The following is a 14737-nucleotide window of genomic DNA, read 5'->3' on the forward strand; positions in this document are numbered from 1 at the left end:
ATCACGTTATGTTTGTAAAGAAGCCTCTTGTCGCCCACGTTACCCATGGCTGAAACCCCCACCAAACGCGACGGCCGCAAAGAGAACGCCAGCGCCACTCAGGCCGCATTGCAGAGCGCCGCGCTGCGCTGGTTTAGCGCGCAGGGCTACGAGAAAGCGCCGGTCGGCAGCATCTGCGCCGATGCCGGTGTGACCGTGGGCGCGCTGTACCACCACTACGGCGACAAGAAAGGCCTGTTTGCCGCCGTGGTGGAGCAGGTGGATGCGGGGCTGGTGCAACAAGCCCTGGCCGCACGCCAAGCCGTCATCGCCAGCGGCGGCAGTGCCTGGGATGCGTTTCTGGCCTCCATCGACACCGTGCTGCAGGCTGGCACCAATGCACCGCTGCGCCGCCTGATGCTGGTGGACGCACCCGCGGTGCTGGGCGCGCAGGTGTGGGGCGAAATCCGCCAGCGGCAGGGCCTTGGCGCCATGCGCGGCAGCATCGCAGCCATCCAGGCGCATGGCATATTTCTTGGGCACGATGCAGAGCGTTTGGCGCGCATCGTGTTGGGCGCGCTCTATGGCGGCATGGATTCACTGCCGGACGATGAAGCAGGCGTTCAAGACGCGCTGGCCGACACCCGGCAATGCCTGGTGGCCATGCTCGAAGGTTTGCGCAACAAGGACACGTTATGACCGTACAGACCACACTGCAGCTTGGTGCTGAAACCAGCACGGTGCTGTGCACCGACGACGGCCGCGTCGTCCTGCAACAAGAGCTGCGGCTCGGCACCGCATCGCTGGCCCGCCAGTGGATGCGGCACACACCGCCCACGCCGCTGGACATCGAACACGCCATCGAGCAGACCGAAGATGTGGTGATGCCGCTGGCTGCGAAGCTGGTGCGCACAGAGCAATTGCAGTTGCGCGGGTCAGGCGCAGCGTTGATTCTGCAAGGTGTGGGCGCTGCGCCGGATGTCGCGCTGCCATGGAATCTGGATGAGGTGGAAGACCTCTTCAACCGCATCGCCATGGTGAGCCAGGGGCGGCCCAGCGGGCAGGAGGCATTACCTACGGCGCCGGAGTTTTATGCGGCGATGGTGATACTGCGGGAGTGCTTGCACCATTTGCGGTTTGGTGAAGTGCTGCTGGCATAGAAGTTTGCATCCAACATGCGCCTCACAGTGCTTCGCTATTTACTGTCACTGTGGGCTGGTATCGCCCTTGCCCCAAGCGGCTGACGCGCGTGGTGGGGTGATGGGGGTAGTTGATAATCTCATTCCCTACATTCGGAGAAGTTATGAAATTTTTGCCAACAGCCTCATTGGCTGCGTGTTTGCTCTTATCGGCGCAAGGTGCCCATGCCGATATCACTGACAGCTGCAACAAATTCAAAACCAGCTACGACAAAACCTATTGTGTTGCCAAGCTGTTCTTGGAATCGGACAATGAGCTGAACATGGTCTACACAGAGCTGCGCAAACCGCTCAAAGACAATGTCAAACAGCAGCTCACCGAAACGCAGCGCGATTGGATTAAATATCGGAATGCGGCTTGTGAGAGTTCGGGGTCGATCGACGTAGGCTGCAACTACAAAGTCAACCGTGAGCGCACGGAGTACCTGCGTGACCGTGCCCGGGAGTGCAAAACCGGCAACTGCAACGATGCTGCCATCTCGAAGAAATCGTGGGAATAAGTAACGTCAGCACCTAGGCGGCAGTGCATGCTGCTGCGTTATTTCAAGAGGTGTGGCGCACAGACACTTTTGTGTTTGTGCGTTTTTTTTGCCTATTCCAAACCAAGTGAATCTACGGACGTACTGCAGGCCGTAGGCAAGCCATTCGTCGTCGTGATAGATCCAGGCCATAACCCCAAGCAACCTGGCGCATTGGGAGCTCGGGGTATCCACGAAGTCACCTACAACGACGCACTGAGCAAAAAACTTGCCACAGCCTTGCAAGTCATTGGAGTGCAAGTGCTGCTCACGCGCGCAGCCACCGAAGAAATTAGCTTGGACGGGCGGGCCGAACTTGCAAATACCCAGCAAGCAGATTTGTTTTTGGCACTGCACCACGACTCGGCGCAGCTGAAATATCTGAACAAAATTGAAGTCAATGGCGCGTTGGCCTATGAGACGAAGCAGCCCATTTCCGGCTACTCCATTTTCGTGTCCAAGCTCAACCCCAAGTTTTCACAAAGCTATCGGTTTGCCAAACTATTGGGACAAGAGATACACGCCCTGGGTAGACTGCCCACGCTGCACCACGCAGAGCCCATCGCGGGCGAGAACCGCGAACTGCTGGATACCAACTTGGGCATTTACAAATTTGATGAACTACTGGTTTTGAGAAAAACCATAGTCCCCGCTGTGCTGTTGGAGGTGGGCGTCATCGTAGATCCGGTGGATGAAAAGTATGTGGCCGACAACGCCAAGCAAGATGCCATCGTGCAGGCCATCGTTGCCGCGGTGGACGCATTTCAGCACTGACAAGCTGTTTGAACTTCCTTTCGGCGATATGAGACCCACGGTTCCGCGCTATTTACTTTCGCTACTGACTGGCATCTTCATTGCCCTCTTCGCAACGCCCGCATTGGCTACCAGGCAGTGCCCACCCGAGTTCGGTGAGAAAAGTGTCATCGTCCTCATCGTCGGCTGGGCCGTAGTCGCTACGGGGTTCGTTGTGGGTTCCATGCTGATGCGCTACGTTTTTCTTCGCTCACGCAACCGGACATGGCTTTCGCAGACGCTCATTCTGCTCACTGGCATGGCTGGAATGTTTTTCGCGTGGTTCCTCGGTCTACTTGTTGCGTTCAACGGTTTTTTTCTCACCTGCTGAACGCGATACCCCCCGGGCGCCAAGTCGGATGAAATGTTGCAGAACTCTGGGTGAGGTGGAAGACCTCTTCAACCGCATCGCCATCGTCAGTCAAGGCTGCCCCAGCGGACAGGAGGTTTTGCCTACCGCGCCGGAGTTTTATGCGGGGATGGTGATTGTGAGGGAGTGTCTGCACCACTTGCGATTTACTGGCGTGGTGATCGGGGGCCTTTTCCGTCTCCCCCATTGAAAACGCTCAACTCACGGGATATCAAATCGCATAGATCAAGAACTTCCTCATCTCGAAGAATCGCTTTAAACGGAGATGGGAATCTGGCAAGCAGCAGGTGCTGCCCACTGGGGCCGCTGAGATGAAGTGACCATCCCATGTATCGGACAAATGGACTGGCGTACACCCGTGTGAAGTCTCTAAGAGATACGGTCTTGGATTTTCGAAACGGATTTAGGTGCGAGTAGAAAAAAGTCGCCTCTTTGTTGCTAAAAGAAACGACAACTTTCTCTACCCTGTTTGTCCACCAGATTCCCACCAGCAGAGCAATGAAAATCGCCAGTCCGGCACCGAGAGCCAAAGCATGAGCGGCAGCGGCAAAAACAACTGCACCAATTTGAAAAGTTGCTATGAAGAAAACCCACGGGTTTCTCCGATTAAGAATCGTAATTTCTTCGGGTTTTGATTGATTCATGTGCTGATTAATAGATGCCATCACTTCGCCCCTACCACCTTCACCTTCATATTCGGCGCCTCCCCAAACATCTCCGGCGCATACATCGCTTCCACGCGTGAGGGGGGCAGCGAGAACTCACCGACGTTGTTCAGGCGGATGGTGTATTCCATCTTCATCACGCCTTTGGGCAGGTACTCGTAGTAGCTACGGAAGGACTCGAAGCTGCGTTCTTCGAACGCGGCCCAGCCGTAGCCTTCCTTCTTCTCGCCCTGCGTGGCGATCTCGCTGTCGCGGCCCAGGCCACTGCCCAGAATCGTCGCGCCGCCGGGCACCGGGTCGGTGATGGCGACCCAGGTCATGTCGGCGCTGGCGTTCACCTCGATGCTGATGCGCAGCACGTCACCACGCGTGTAGCTGCCGGCGGGCAGGCTCTTGTTGGCCTGCTCCACGGGGGTCACCGTTTTCTTGATCTGGTAGCCCGCGAAGAAGGGTGCCTTCAGCTGCACCGCCGCCACCGACTGCAGCGTGAGCCAGGGCTTGCCTGCGCCCTGGTGGGTGACGTTCAGTGTGTCTTTGGCCGCAGTGTTACCCCAGGGCAGGAACATGGTGTTGTTCTTCAGGTTGCCTGGCGATGCGGGCGCGCCAAAGAACGTGGTCTGGTGCGCAGCGCCTGATGCCTCGGTGGTCTTGATGCGCTCCACTTTGCTCCAGTCCACGCTCGCACTGCCCGTGCTCATGCTGGCCTTGGTGCTACCCGCCACCGGTACCGCTTCAAACTTGGCGCTGAATTTCTCTAGCGCCAGGCCACCCCACAGGTTGGCCGTGGTGGTGTGCCAGGCACCGTTTTGCTGGCGGCTGATGAAGCCATTGGCCAGGCGACCCATGTCGTCCTTCCAGGCCGGGTCGTCCAGCACGCTGAGGATCAGGCGCGCGGTGTTCACGTCGCCGTTTTGCATCAGCCACCACCAGTAGTCGTCCTTCTCGCTGGAGAAGATCATCTTGGTGCCCTGGTAGCTGATGCGGCTGCGCAGGATCTGGTTGGCCTCGGCCATGCGCTTGTCGCGCTCGGGCACATCGTTCACGCGCTTGAGGATGTTGAGCCAATCAAGCACCGCATGGGTGGGCCACTGGTTGGGCGCAATGGTGATGCTGTGGACCATGCGGCCCTGCGCCTTGCCGTAGCGCGACAGTGCCTCGATCGCGGCCAGCTTGCGCATGTCCAGGTCCTTGCGCGGGCTCCAGAAGTCGCGCTGGATGCGGCCTTCCACAAATGCGATCAGGCCGCGCTCCATGGGCGCGCGGATCTCGTCGCTGAGCGCAAACGCCGGGTTGATGCCAGAGGCCTCATGCGTGGCTGCCAGCAGGTAGGCGGTCAGCGTGTCGCTGCCGCGGTTGGCCTCGCCATCGCGCGGCGGGAAGTAGTTGGCCAGGCCGTCGCTGTCCAGGTAGCTCGGGATTTGCGTAGCCACCGTCTGCCACAGCTTGCCGTCGCGCAGGCCCACACTCTTGCTGGTCTTTTGTTCCAGGCAGGCAAAGGGGTAGAGCGCAAACCAGTCTTTCACACCCGGCAGGCCTTCGGCCAGCTTGGGTTGCAGCGCCATCTTCAGGCCGCCGCGGCCGGGCAGGGCATCGGCGGGGGCATTCACGTCCAGGGTGAAAGGCCCATCCACTTGAACCAAAGTAGCCTGCTGCACGGTGAGTGGCACGGCGGGCACGATGCGCTGGCGCGCCTTCAGCGCATCACGCGCGCCGCTGATCGTGTCCTTGGCTTCGATCTCCCACAGGATGGCCTCGTTGCGCGTGAGCGCCAGCTGCGCAGGTGCCGTCACATTCCAGGCCACTTCGCGTGCGTCACCGGCAGGGATGTCCACCGTTTGCGGCTCCAGGGTCAGCAGCGTGGCGCGCGGCGTCACCAGCACCTTCATGGCCTGCTTGGTGGTGTTGCGCAGGGTCAGTTGGGCGCGGTACTGGTCGTCCTCGCGCACCAGCGGCGGCAGGCCGCTGATGATCTGCAAATCTTGCGTGGCGCGGATGCTGGTGCTGCCGGTGCCAAACATGCCGGTGAAGGCATCGGCCACGGCCACGATCTTGAAGGTGGTGAGTGCATCGTTCAGCGGCACGGTCACCACAGCCTGGCCGTTGGCATCCAGCTTCACGCTGGGGTTCCAAAGCAGCAGGGTCTCCAGCAGCTCACGTGCACCGCTGTGGCCGCCGCCGCCGCCGGGCGCCACGGCCTTACGGCCATAGTGGCGCCGGCCAATGATTTCCATTTGCGCGGTGGATGTTTCCACGCCCCAGCTTCGGCGCTGCAACATGGCATCCAGCAGGTTCCAGCTGCTGTTGGGCATCAGCTCCAGCAGCGCCTGGTCCACGGCGGCCAGGGCCACCTCGGCGTTGGCAGCGGGCTGGCCGTTGGGCAGCTTCACGGTGATGGTGACCTTGGCCTGGCTGCGCACGGCATAACTTTCCTTGTCGGCCTTCACGCTCACTGCCAGCTCATGCGCCTTGGTGCCCACGCGGATTTCGGCCACACCCAAACGGAAGGCGGGCTTGCTCAAATCCACCAGTGCGGTGGGCGCCACGTATTCGCGCCCCTCGTACCAGAAGCTGGTCCACCACTCGCGCGGGGCCTTGTAGCCCCAGGTGAAGAAGCTGTACCACGGCACCTCGCGCAGGCGGCCGCGCAGCACCAGCGCGCTCACATACACATTGGGCCCCCAGCCTTCCTGAATCTTCAGGCTGATGGTCGGGTCTTGGCCGTTGAGCTGCACCACTTCGGTCTGCACAATGCCTTCGCGCTCCACCGCCACCAGTGCGGTGGCAAAGCGGAAGGGCATGCGCACCTGGAACTTGGCAGTATCACCCGGTTGGTAGCTCTTCTTTTCGGGCAGCAGGTCGATGCGGTCGGTGTTCTCGCCACCAAACCACAGCTCGCCCTGCTTGGTGACATACACGCTGCTGGCCGCCTGAATGCTGTTGCCACTGCTGTCTTTGGCCGTTACCACCAGTTCCACTTCGCCGGCTTCGTTCAGCGCCGTTTCGCACAGCAGCAGGCCGCGCGAATCGCTCTTGCCGCTGCAGACGCTACCCATTTCCTTGGTGCTGGTTTTGTTGTCGTAGGTGTAGAAGCCGCCCACCATGCGCTTGCGTGTGGTGGTGGTGATGCGGGCGGTGGCTTTCACTTCCAGCGCCACGCCAGCTTGGGGCTTGCCCGTCAGGTCCAGCGCCAGGGCTTGGAATTTGATTTTTTGGCTGCTCGACACCCAGCCTTCGGTCTTGATGCCGGCCACCACGGCCGCAGGCCACAGCGTTTGTGTGCTGCGGATGGTTTGCACCTCGCCATTGGGGTCAGAGTAGGTGGCTTCCAGCAGCAGGTCTTGCGGCTGGCGGCTCTTGGGCACTTGCTCCAGTGTGAGCTTGCCCGTGCCGTTTTTGTCCAGCGTGAGCGGCAGCTTGTCGGCAATCACGCGGTTGTCCGCACTGGCGTTGGCGTCTTCCTCGCCTTCGCCACTGCTGGCCTGTTGGTTGCCACGCGGTGCCGAGAAGTTGAACTCGCTGAAATCCGCAAAGTTGAGGTACTTGGCGCGCACCAGGGCGGACACGCGTACTGGCAGGTTCACCGCGCCGCCGCCCGACACATAGTTGATCTGCACATCCACGGGCACCTTGTCCACGTTCACCAGCGCCTTTTTCTCTGCCGGCGTTACGCGGCCTTCCAGCACCGGCAGGCGAAACTCCTCCACGCGGAACTGGCCGGTATAAAAGTCCTGCTCTTGCCGGCTGCCCGACAGCTGCACCTGGTACACGCCCAGCTTGGCGGCGGGTGGGATCGAGAAGCTGTTTTCTGCACTCAGGCCGCCGGTCGCCGTTTTGCGCCACGTCAGGTCCAGCTCGTACTGCTGGCCACTGCCCACGTGGGTGATCAGCAGGGTGTCGGGCTGCTGCGCGGGCAGGCCAAAGCCTTTGGATGTTTCGGTGCGCAGCAGGTGCTTCATCGAAACGGTTTCGCCCGCGCGCAAGAGCGTGCGGTCAAAGATGGTGTGGGCGCGTTCATCTGGCACCACGTTGCGGCTGGTGGGCACGTTAAAGCGCCAGGGCTCAATGCCGCGGTTCCAGTCGCTCCAAGTAAAGGCCAGGTCTTGCACCGTGCCCTTGCCGTCGCCCGCAGGCTGGGTGGCGCGTGCGCTCACAAAATAGGCTTGGCCATACCCATCGTCACCGCTGCAGCGCGGAGGCTGGGGCGAGAGGCCTTCAAAGTTGGCCACGCCTTGCGCGTTGGTCACGCCGGTGGCCAGCTCTTTGCCCCTGCAGTCAGACACGCGCACGGTGGCACCCGCCACAGGCATGCCCTTGTCCAAGGAGGTCACCCAGGCCAGCGCGTTCTCACGCCCCAGCTTGAAGTGCACGCCCAGGTTGGTCACCAGTGCCGAGGTGCGCACGTACATCGTGCGGCCATCGCCATGGCGTTCGTCCAGCAGGCTGGTGCCCAGCTTTTGCGAGGCAATCTCCACCACATGGAAACCGGGGGGCAGCGGAATGCCCACCACCTCAAACGGGCGCGGGTCCTTGTTCTCCGGCTTGGGCAGGTCCAGCGTTTTTACTTGGGGGCGGCCCTGCAAGAGCGACACCATGCGCGTTTGCACATAGTGGGTGTCGGCGTCACTCACGATCTTGGGCAGCGGGCCCTGCACATCGGCTGCAGCCTGTTTGCGCGACACGCTGTAGCTGTCATAGCGCTGCACCTTGCGCCACCAGGCGATGATGTCGGCGTCACTGCCGGGCTGGAAGGTACTGACTTTGCCAGCGGGCGCCTTGGGCGCGGCGGTTTTGGCCTGTTCGGCGTTCAGGCCTTTCACATTCAGTGCGGCCTCCACATTGCGCAGCGTCACTGGCAGTAGGGCTACGCCATTGGGCTCGGCAAAACGCTCGACGATGCCAAAGGGTGACGCCGCAAACTTGGCCAGCGGCGGCCTGGCGGCGGTGGCCGTCTTCAGCGGAAAGCTGTCCGCATTGCGCAGCGTGCGACCCGAGGCGTCTTTGAAGTTCTTGGGCAGCTCGACGGTGAACGTGGTTTGCTCGGGCAGTGGTGCCTCAAAGCTGATGCCGTTGACCACGCCATCCTCGTCCTCGTTCTCCCCCAGGTTGGGTTTGAAGCTTTCTTTGCCGCCCACCAGGCGAATGCCTTGCAGCAGCTTCACGGGCACGGGCGCGTTGAAGTTCAGCGTCATGGGGCGAATCGGCAGGCAGGCGCTCTGCGCGTTTTCGCGTTCGCAACTGAAGGTGGCGGCAAAGGGCTCACGCACCTGGAAGTTAAAGCGCTTTTCCACGCTGTTGGGCACGCCCGCAGCCGCGCCGCCGCGCGCAGGCGTGGTTACGCCCTTGCCAAACACAATTTGCACCTTGGCCGACGACGACAACTTGCGGTTGCAGGCCAGCGTGACGATGGAGAGCGGGTTGGCCTTGGCCTCCGACTCCATGCCCTGGGCCTGCAGCAGGCCCTCGCGCTCTTTGCCGCTGATCAAGCGTACCGCCACGCGTTCGCCCAGGCCTTCTACTGCGCACCACACATGGGCCTGCACGCTCTCCAGCGTGGCCGCGCCATTGAGGCGCAGGGTGAAGAACTGTTCCTCGTCAATGCGGTTGCCGGAGTAGGGGCGGATGCTTTGCACAAACGGACCGCCGCTATTAAATTTGTAGCTGGTGGCGCCCGCCAGCACTGCGCCCTTGGGCGATTGGAAGCCTGCTTTGGCCTGCACCGTGCAGCTGATGCCAGGCGGCAAGTCGTTCTCAAACTCAAACGCCCACACCCGGTCATTCACCCAGCGGCCGTTGCCCTTGGTGACCTGGGCGTCGCTGCAGCTCAAGGACAGGGGCGCTTCGGCCTTGGGATCGCCAAAGTTGACTGCACTTTCGTCAAACTTGGCCACCACCTGGCGCACTTGGGCAATTTCGCCTTGGGGCGACAAGCTGGTGATTTGCAGGGCCAGCGCGGCCCAAGAGGTCGCGGCCAGGCCGCAGGCGATGATGATTTTTGATGTTTTCACGCGGGCTCCCGAAAAGCAGCTTGGAGGGTAGCCGAAAAAAATTGAAACCAATTGAATCCAGTCGGCCTTGGGCTGCGTACCTGTAACAAGCCGCAACGCGTTTGCCTGCGTGCCCACCCCTAACTTCGATCGATTGGACGCCCCATGAACCACCTTCGCACCGCATTGCTCGTCAGCGCCGCCAGCCTTTGCAGCGGCCTGGCCTGTGCCGACACCGGCAAACTCCTGCTCACCGGGGGCGTCAGCTCCATCGACGGCGCTGCCGGCGGGGGCCTGACGCCCTGGGCCGTGATCGGCACCAACGCCACCGAGGGCGAGCTGGGCGTGTCCGCCCATGTGAGCCGCGCCACCACGCAGGACTACAGCCTCAACACCATGGGCGTGGCCTTCGCCTTTAACGACCGGCTGGAAATCTCGCTGGCGCGGCAAGACTTTGACGCCTCGCCCGTCACCGCGCTGAACGGCCTGGGCTTTGCGGTGCAAAACGGCCAGCGCGTGAAGATGGACGTGCTGGGCGTGAAGGTGAAAGTGGCCGGCGACGCCGTGCTGGACAGCGACAGCTGGATGCCGCAAATCGCCGTGGGCGTGCAGCAGAAGTCGGTGGATGCGGGCTCCATCAAGCCGGTGCTGGACTTTTTGGGTGCCAAGACCACGGGCACCGACTTTTACGTGAGCGCCACCAAGCTGTTTTTGGGCCAAAGCCTGCTGGTGAACGGCACGCTGCGCTACACCAATGCCAACCAGAACGGCCTGGTAGGCTTTGGCAGCAAAGCGCCGGGCACGAATGAAGGCAGCTGGGTGCCCGAGGTGTCGGTGGCCTACCTGCTGAGTAGAAACGTGGCCATTGGCGCCGAATACCGCGCCAAACCCAACAACCTGCGCGCGCTGGGCCAGTCTGCCGGCCTGGGCGAAGGCCTGCAGGAAGACGCCTGGAAAGACCTCTTCGTGGCCTGGGCGCCCAACAAACACACCTCCATCACCCTGGCCTATGTGGATCTGGGCCGCGTGTTGCCCGGCGTCACTGCCAACCGCAGCCAGTCCGGCTACTACCTCTCGGCCCAAGTGGCGTTTTGATTTGAAACACAGCAAGGAACTGACATGAAACACCTCCTCATCTCACTCACGATTGCCGCCCTGGGCTTGGCTACCACCCCCGCCATGGCACAAAGCACCGCCCCCATGCAAAACGACGCGCTGTACCAAGCCTTGGGCGCCAAGCCCGGCCTCGAAGCACTGATGGAAGTCTTTGTGGCGGGCCTCAAGGCCGACCCGCGTATTGGTGCGCAGTTCAAAGACACCAAGTCGTCCTACCTGCAAGAGCAGCTGGTGGACCAGTTTTGCGTGGTGAGCGGCGGCCCCTGCAAGTACCAGGGCGCGGACATGAAGTCCGCCCACGCGGGCATGGAAATCAACAAGGCGCAGTTCAACGCGCTGGTGGAAGTGCTGCAGGTGGCCATGGACATGCGCAATATCCCGTTTGCCACGCAAAACCAGCTGCTGGCGCGCCTGGCGCCCATGCACCGCGATGTCATCACCGCAAAGTGAGCACCACACCATGCGTTTAACTTTGAGCATGGCCGCCACCTGCGCGGCCTGGGCCCTGGCCGCCAGCGGGGCTGCAGCCGGTACCCTGGAGGTGCTGGTGCTGGACCGCGATGGCAAACCCACGCCCGATGCCGTGGTGATCGTCACCCCCAGCGCCAAAGGCCAGCCCAAAACACCGCTGCCCAACAGCGCCGTGGTGAACCAGGAGAAACAGCAGTTTGTGCCCGCTGTCACCGTGGTGGCCGTTGGCGCCCGCGTGCGTTTCATCAACAGCGACCCCTGGAACCACCACGTGCGCGTGGGTGCTGCTGGTGCTGCGGTGGGCGCGTCAGACGGGCAATCTGCCTTGCTGGAAGGCAAGCAAGACGGCAAACCCGCCAGCGCTGCCGTCTTCACCATGGACAAACCCGGCGCCATGGGCGCAGCCCTGTTGGGTTGCTTCATTCACAGCCGCATGGGCGGCGCCATCTACGTGGCGGAGTCACCCTGGACGGTGAAGACGAATGCTGATGGCGTGGCGGTGTTGGAGGATGTGCCCGAGGGCAGCGCCAGCATCAAGGTCTGGCACGCCGCACAGCTGGTAGAGAAAACGCCGCTGCAGGTGAATGTATTGGCAGCACCGGGGAAGGTGACCTTTCAGCTGGACGTGGCGCCGCGCCGGCGCAGCTGATCTTGCAAGGAGTGGTGCGTGGTGTTTAGCGGCCAGGTGCCAAAAGCAGCCCGCGCCACTTCCACTCCAGGCTGGCCAGCCTGCCCACAAACAGCGCCTCGGCCAGCAGATGCGCCATGCCAAACATCGTGGCCGTGCCAGCCCAGCGCACAGCCAGCCCTACGCACACCAACGCCCACACACCGTTGGCGATGATCAATACGTTGAGCAGGAATGGGGTGCGTGTGTGGCGGATGGCGAGTGACAACGAGTAGCTCGCGTAGAGCACGTTCGCCACCCCAATAAACACCAAGAGCTCTGTGGGCATGCCGTACAGCGCGGCCAGCCAGTCCAGCAGTAACAACATGGCGACACCGGCAAGCGCACCGGCGATGCAGTCAATCCAGAGGAGGTGTTTCATGCTGTTTGGCTTTGCAAGTTTTTTTGTCCCATTGTCTTTGTTGGCATCCATCAACCGCACTCGCAGAGTTGGGGCTATGGGCTCCCGCCGATTTCTGGGCATTTGACAGTATGAGGCGGGGGGCCATAGCCCCGGCTCTGCGCGCCCACACCTCCCGATAGAAACAATAGGCATAAAACAGCTATCAATTCAGTAGCTGCTCGCGCAATATCCGCGGGCGCTAGAGGCCAATTTCGTATAAATTCAGCCGGAGCATTGCACCCCGGCCACCCCCTCACAACATCTTCTGAATCAACGCCCCCTTGAACAGCACCGGCCCAGTCGGCCCCGTCTCGCTCGGCACGCCGCCCTTGGGCTCCAGGCTGATGGCGAGGGTGGGCACTTCGCGTACATCGTTCTCGCCCGCGGTCAGGCGCAGCAGTTTGTCGCTGCCCAACACGCCCAAGGACTTGGGCCCACCGGAAGGGGGCAGGGCCCAGAGTTGCAGGGAGCGGTCACCCGCCTCCTGGTAGGCGCCCACGCGTTGCAGGGTGAGCTTTTTGGCCTTGGGGTCAAAGGTGACCAACATGGACGCAGCCGACTTGTCGTCGGCCAGTACGGCCACGTATTCGATTTGCGGCGCGCTTTGCAGTTGCGTCTGCAGGCGGGCAATCTCGCCCCCCAGTTCCTCGCGCATGCCGATGCCCACTGACACGGCGGCGATGGTGGCGAAGGCTCCTGCTGCGGTGGCGGTGCGCCACACGGTCAGGCTGCGCAGCCAGCCCGTGAGGCCCGCTGGTTCTGCCGCAGCCGCAGCAGCATGCGCACGCACTGCTTGCTGCGCGGCGCTGGTTCTCTCGCCCTGCACCAGGTTGTCAATGCGCGTCCACACCGCGCTGCTGGGTTGGGCCTGGGGTTGCAGTTCGTTGAGGCTGGCCAGGCGGCTTTGCCAGATGAGGGCAGCGGCGCGCACGGGGGCTTGCTCGCGGGCCAGGGCTTCAAAGCGGCGGCGGGCGCCACCGCGCAGGGTGCCCAGGGCGTAGCTGCTGGCCAGGCGGTCCAGCAGTTCGGGGTGTTGCATCAGGTTCATGCCGGGCTCCTTAGGCAAAGCGCGCCATGCACAGGCGCAGTTGGTCCAGCCCCCGGCGGATCCAGGTTTTGACGGTGCCTAGCGGCAGGCTGAGTTGCTGGGCCAGCTCGCTGTGGCTCAGGTCGCGCACATAGGCCAGGCTGACCACCTCGCGCTGTTTGCTCTCCAGCTTGCCCAGGCACTGGTGCAGGGCCCAGGCCTGTTCGCTGGCTTGCGCCGTGTCCATGGGGGTAGGGCCGTCGCCGGGCAGGGTGTCGGCCAACACCTCGTCCAACTCGTCGGTCAGGTGGCTGCGCTCGGCGGCACGGCGGCGCAGCAGGTCCAGGCCGCGGCTACGCACGATCAGGCCCAGCCAGGCCATGGGCGGGCTCAGCGATGCGCGGTAGTCGGCAGCAGAGCGCCACACAGTCAAAAACGCCTCCTGCAGCACGTCTTCGGCCAGTTCGCGCTGGGGCACCACACGCAGGGCCAGGCCATAGAGTTTGCTGGCGCATTGGTCGTACAGGGCTTTCAGCGCAGCCTCGTCCTGGTGGGCAATGCGGTCGAGCAGGACGATGAGCAGGGCGTCGTGGTTGTCGGTGGTCATGCTGCCATTGTCTGGCATGCGTGGTACCGCAGTGGGGCGCTGCGGCTTGCGCACAAAGCTGCGTAGCTTGCTATGAAAAGAGGAGCTGCTCGCGCTGGTTGCACGGGGGCTAGAGGGCAAAAACATGCTGAATTACCAGGGTTGCAAGCCAACAGGGCTTGTACTGGGTACGCAATGCGGGCGCCGCCGGATTCAGCCAGGGAATGCCCGACCGTGGCGCGGGGGCAATCTGAATCCAGTGTGGGGGTGGGCTGCGTATTGAGAGCGTGGGACGGCATTTCTCGTTCCGCAGGACCCTCACTGGATTTGCGCCCTCATCAACCCTAAGGACAAGAACATGACATCCCTGATTCACACCCTCACTGCTGGTTCATCCCTCCCTTCCCGCCGCGCCTTCATGGGCCGCACCGGCACGCTGTCTGCCGTAGCGGTAGCCCTGCTGGCTGGCAAAGATGCGCTGGCGCAAGGCATGGCCGGTGACACATCCAAGGACGTGGGCATCCTCAATGTGGCGCTGGGCCTGGAGCACGAAGCTATCAACGCCTACCAACTGGGTGCCGGCAGTGGCTTGCTGCAAAAGCCCGTGCTCGATGTCGCCGTGCGTTTTCAGGCCGACCACAAGGCCCACCGCGATGCGCTGATCGCCACCATCCAGAAGCTGGGTGGCACACCGGTGATGGAAAAGAAGCTGGAGGACTACGCCCGCGCGCTGAAGGCCGACACCCTGCGCAACCAGGGCGATGTGCTGGACCTGGCCGCGCGCCTGGAGCTGGGCGCCATCAACGCCTACCTGGGCGTGATCCCCGCGTTTGGCAACAAGGACCTGGCCAAGGTGGCCGGCCGCCTGGCTGCGGACGAGACCATGCACTACACGCTGCTGCAAAACGCGCTGGGCCGTCCGCTGCCCGCAGGCGCCTTGTCCTTCGGCGCGTAATCGGT

General features: G+C 62.3%; 13 protein-coding genes. 8 read left to right on the forward strand and 5 right to left on the reverse strand.

The annotated features are described in order from the left end of the window. Window positions 1–45 precede the first annotated feature (45 nt). The 4 genes from AC3WS7_RS12915 to AC3WS7_RS12930 all read left to right on the forward strand — a co-directional run bounded on the left by AC3WS7_RS12915 (window position 46) and on the right by AC3WS7_RS12930 (window position 2470). Window positions 46–678 carry a TetR/AcrR family transcriptional regulator gene (locus tag AC3WS7_RS12915; protein WP_492656647.1) on the forward strand — a complete coding sequence of 211 codons (633 nt, stop codon included), beginning with the start codon at window positions 46–48 and terminating at the stop codon, window positions 676–678. Beyond that, complete coding sequence (locus AC3WS7_RS12920) at window positions 675–1139, forward strand: hypothetical protein (RefSeq protein WP_492656648.1); 465 nt, start codon at window positions 675–677, stop codon at window positions 1137–1139. The genes AC3WS7_RS12915 and AC3WS7_RS12920 overlap by 4 nt, the downstream gene beginning before the upstream one ends. A 143-nt stretch (window positions 1140–1282) precedes the next feature. After that, window positions 1283–1678, forward strand: coding sequence for a lysozyme inhibitor LprI family protein (locus AC3WS7_RS12925; protein ID WP_296468499.1), 396 nt, complete (start codon window positions 1283–1285; stop codon window positions 1676–1678). 27 nt (window positions 1679–1705) lie between these two features. After that, window positions 1706–2470 carry an N-acetylmuramoyl-L-alanine amidase family protein gene (locus tag AC3WS7_RS12930; RefSeq protein ID WP_296468502.1) on the forward strand — a complete coding sequence of 255 codons (765 nt, stop codon included), beginning with the start codon at window positions 1706–1708 and terminating at the stop codon, window positions 2468–2470. A gap of 534 nt (window positions 2471–3004) precedes the next feature. Here AC3WS7_RS12930 and AC3WS7_RS12935 read toward each other — a convergent pair. Beyond that, window positions 3005–3502, reverse strand: a complete 498-nt coding sequence (locus AC3WS7_RS12935; protein ID WP_492656649.1) for a hypothetical protein — start codon at window positions 3500–3502, stop codon at window positions 3005–3007. 20 nt (window positions 3503–3522) lie between these two features. Next, window positions 3523–9528, reverse strand: coding sequence for an alpha-2-macroglobulin family protein (locus tag AC3WS7_RS12940; protein ID WP_492656650.1), 6006 nt, complete (start codon window positions 9526–9528; stop codon window positions 3523–3525). A gap of 144 nt (window positions 9529–9672) precedes the next feature. On the opposite strand from AC3WS7_RS12940, the gene AC3WS7_RS12945 reads away from it, so the two are divergent. The 3 genes from AC3WS7_RS12945 to AC3WS7_RS12955 are packed head-to-tail and all read left to right on the forward strand — an operon-like array spanning window position 9673 to window position 11743. Further along, on the forward strand, window positions 9673–10602 hold the full coding sequence (locus tag AC3WS7_RS12945; RefSeq protein WP_492656651.1) for a DUF3034 family protein: 930 nt from the start codon (window positions 9673–9675) through the stop codon (window positions 10600–10602). A 24-nt stretch (window positions 10603–10626) separates the two neighbouring features. Further along, entirely contained in the window at window positions 10627–11073 is a 447-nt protein-coding gene (locus AC3WS7_RS12950; RefSeq protein WP_492656652.1) for a group I truncated hemoglobin, read from the forward strand. A gap of 10 nt (window positions 11074–11083) precedes the next feature. Then, complete coding sequence (locus AC3WS7_RS12955) at window positions 11084–11743, forward strand: cupredoxin domain-containing protein (protein ID WP_492656653.1); 660 nt, start codon at window positions 11084–11086, stop codon at window positions 11741–11743. Window positions 11744–11768: 25 nt separating this feature from the next. On the opposite strand, the gene AC3WS7_RS12960 is transcribed toward AC3WS7_RS12955, so the two are convergent. The 3 genes from AC3WS7_RS12960 to AC3WS7_RS12970 form a co-directional block, all read right to left on the reverse strand. Then, a complete protein-coding gene (locus tag AC3WS7_RS12960; protein ID WP_492656654.1) occupies window positions 11769–12143 on the reverse strand; it encodes a hypothetical protein in 375 nt (124 codons plus the stop codon). 274 nt (window positions 12144–12417) lie between these two features. Then, a complete protein-coding gene (locus AC3WS7_RS12965; RefSeq protein ID WP_492656655.1) occupies window positions 12418–13212 on the reverse strand; it encodes an anti-sigma factor in 795 nt (264 codons plus the stop codon). A 10-nt stretch (window positions 13213–13222) separates the two neighbouring features. Beyond that, window positions 13223–13816 carry an RNA polymerase sigma factor gene (locus AC3WS7_RS12970; RefSeq protein WP_492656656.1) on the reverse strand — a complete coding sequence of 198 codons (594 nt, stop codon included), beginning with the start codon at window positions 13814–13816 and terminating at the stop codon, window positions 13223–13225. A gap of 319 nt (window positions 13817–14135) precedes the next feature. On the opposite strand from AC3WS7_RS12970, the gene AC3WS7_RS12975 reads away from it, so the two are divergent. After that, window positions 14136–14732 carry a ferritin-like domain-containing protein gene (locus AC3WS7_RS12975; protein WP_492656657.1) on the forward strand — a complete coding sequence of 199 codons (597 nt, stop codon included), beginning with the start codon at window positions 14136–14138 and terminating at the stop codon, window positions 14730–14732. Window positions 14733–14737: the final 5 nt, after the last annotated feature.

Source organism: Rhodoferax sp. EU05-FHT12H12, assembly GCF_058791215.1.

Excerpts from the sequence above, each read along its gene's own strand:
- AC3WS7_RS12915 (WP_492656647.1), top strand. The coding sequence starts at position 46 with ATGGCTGAAACCCCCACCAAACGCGACGGCCGCAAAGAGAACGCCAGC.
- AC3WS7_RS12920 (WP_492656648.1), top strand. The coding sequence starts at position 675 with ATGACCGTACAGACCACACTGCAGCTTGGTGCTGAAACCAGCACGGTG.
- AC3WS7_RS12925 (WP_296468499.1), top strand. The coding sequence starts at position 1,283 with ATGAAATTTTTGCCAACAGCCTCATTGGCTGCGTGTTTGCTCTTATCG.
- AC3WS7_RS12930 (WP_296468502.1), top strand. The coding sequence starts at position 1,706 with ATGCTGCTGCGTTATTTCAAGAGGTGTGGCGCACAGACACTTTTGTGT.
- AC3WS7_RS12935 (WP_492656649.1), bottom strand. The coding sequence starts at position 3,502 with ATGAATCAATCAAAACCCGAAGAAATTACGATTCTTAATCGGAGAAAC.
- AC3WS7_RS12945 (WP_492656651.1), top strand. The coding sequence starts at position 9,673 with ATGAACCACCTTCGCACCGCATTGCTCGTCAGCGCCGCCAGCCTTTGC.
- AC3WS7_RS12950 (WP_492656652.1), top strand. The coding sequence starts at position 10,627 with ATGAAACACCTCCTCATCTCACTCACGATTGCCGCCCTGGGCTTGGCT.
- AC3WS7_RS12955 (WP_492656653.1), top strand. The coding sequence starts at position 11,084 with ATGCGTTTAACTTTGAGCATGGCCGCCACCTGCGCGGCCTGGGCCCTG.
- AC3WS7_RS12960 (WP_492656654.1), bottom strand. The coding sequence starts at position 12,143 with ATGAAACACCTCCTCTGGATTGACTGCATCGCCGGTGCGCTTGCCGGT.
- AC3WS7_RS12965 (WP_492656655.1), bottom strand. The coding sequence starts at position 13,212 with ATGAACCTGATGCAACACCCCGAACTGCTGGACCGCCTGGCCAGCAGC.
- AC3WS7_RS12970 (WP_492656656.1), bottom strand. The coding sequence starts at position 13,816 with ATGCCAGACAATGGCAGCATGACCACCGACAACCACGACGCCCTGCTC.
- AC3WS7_RS12975 (WP_492656657.1), top strand. The coding sequence starts at position 14,136 with ATGACATCCCTGATTCACACCCTCACTGCTGGTTCATCCCTCCCTTCC.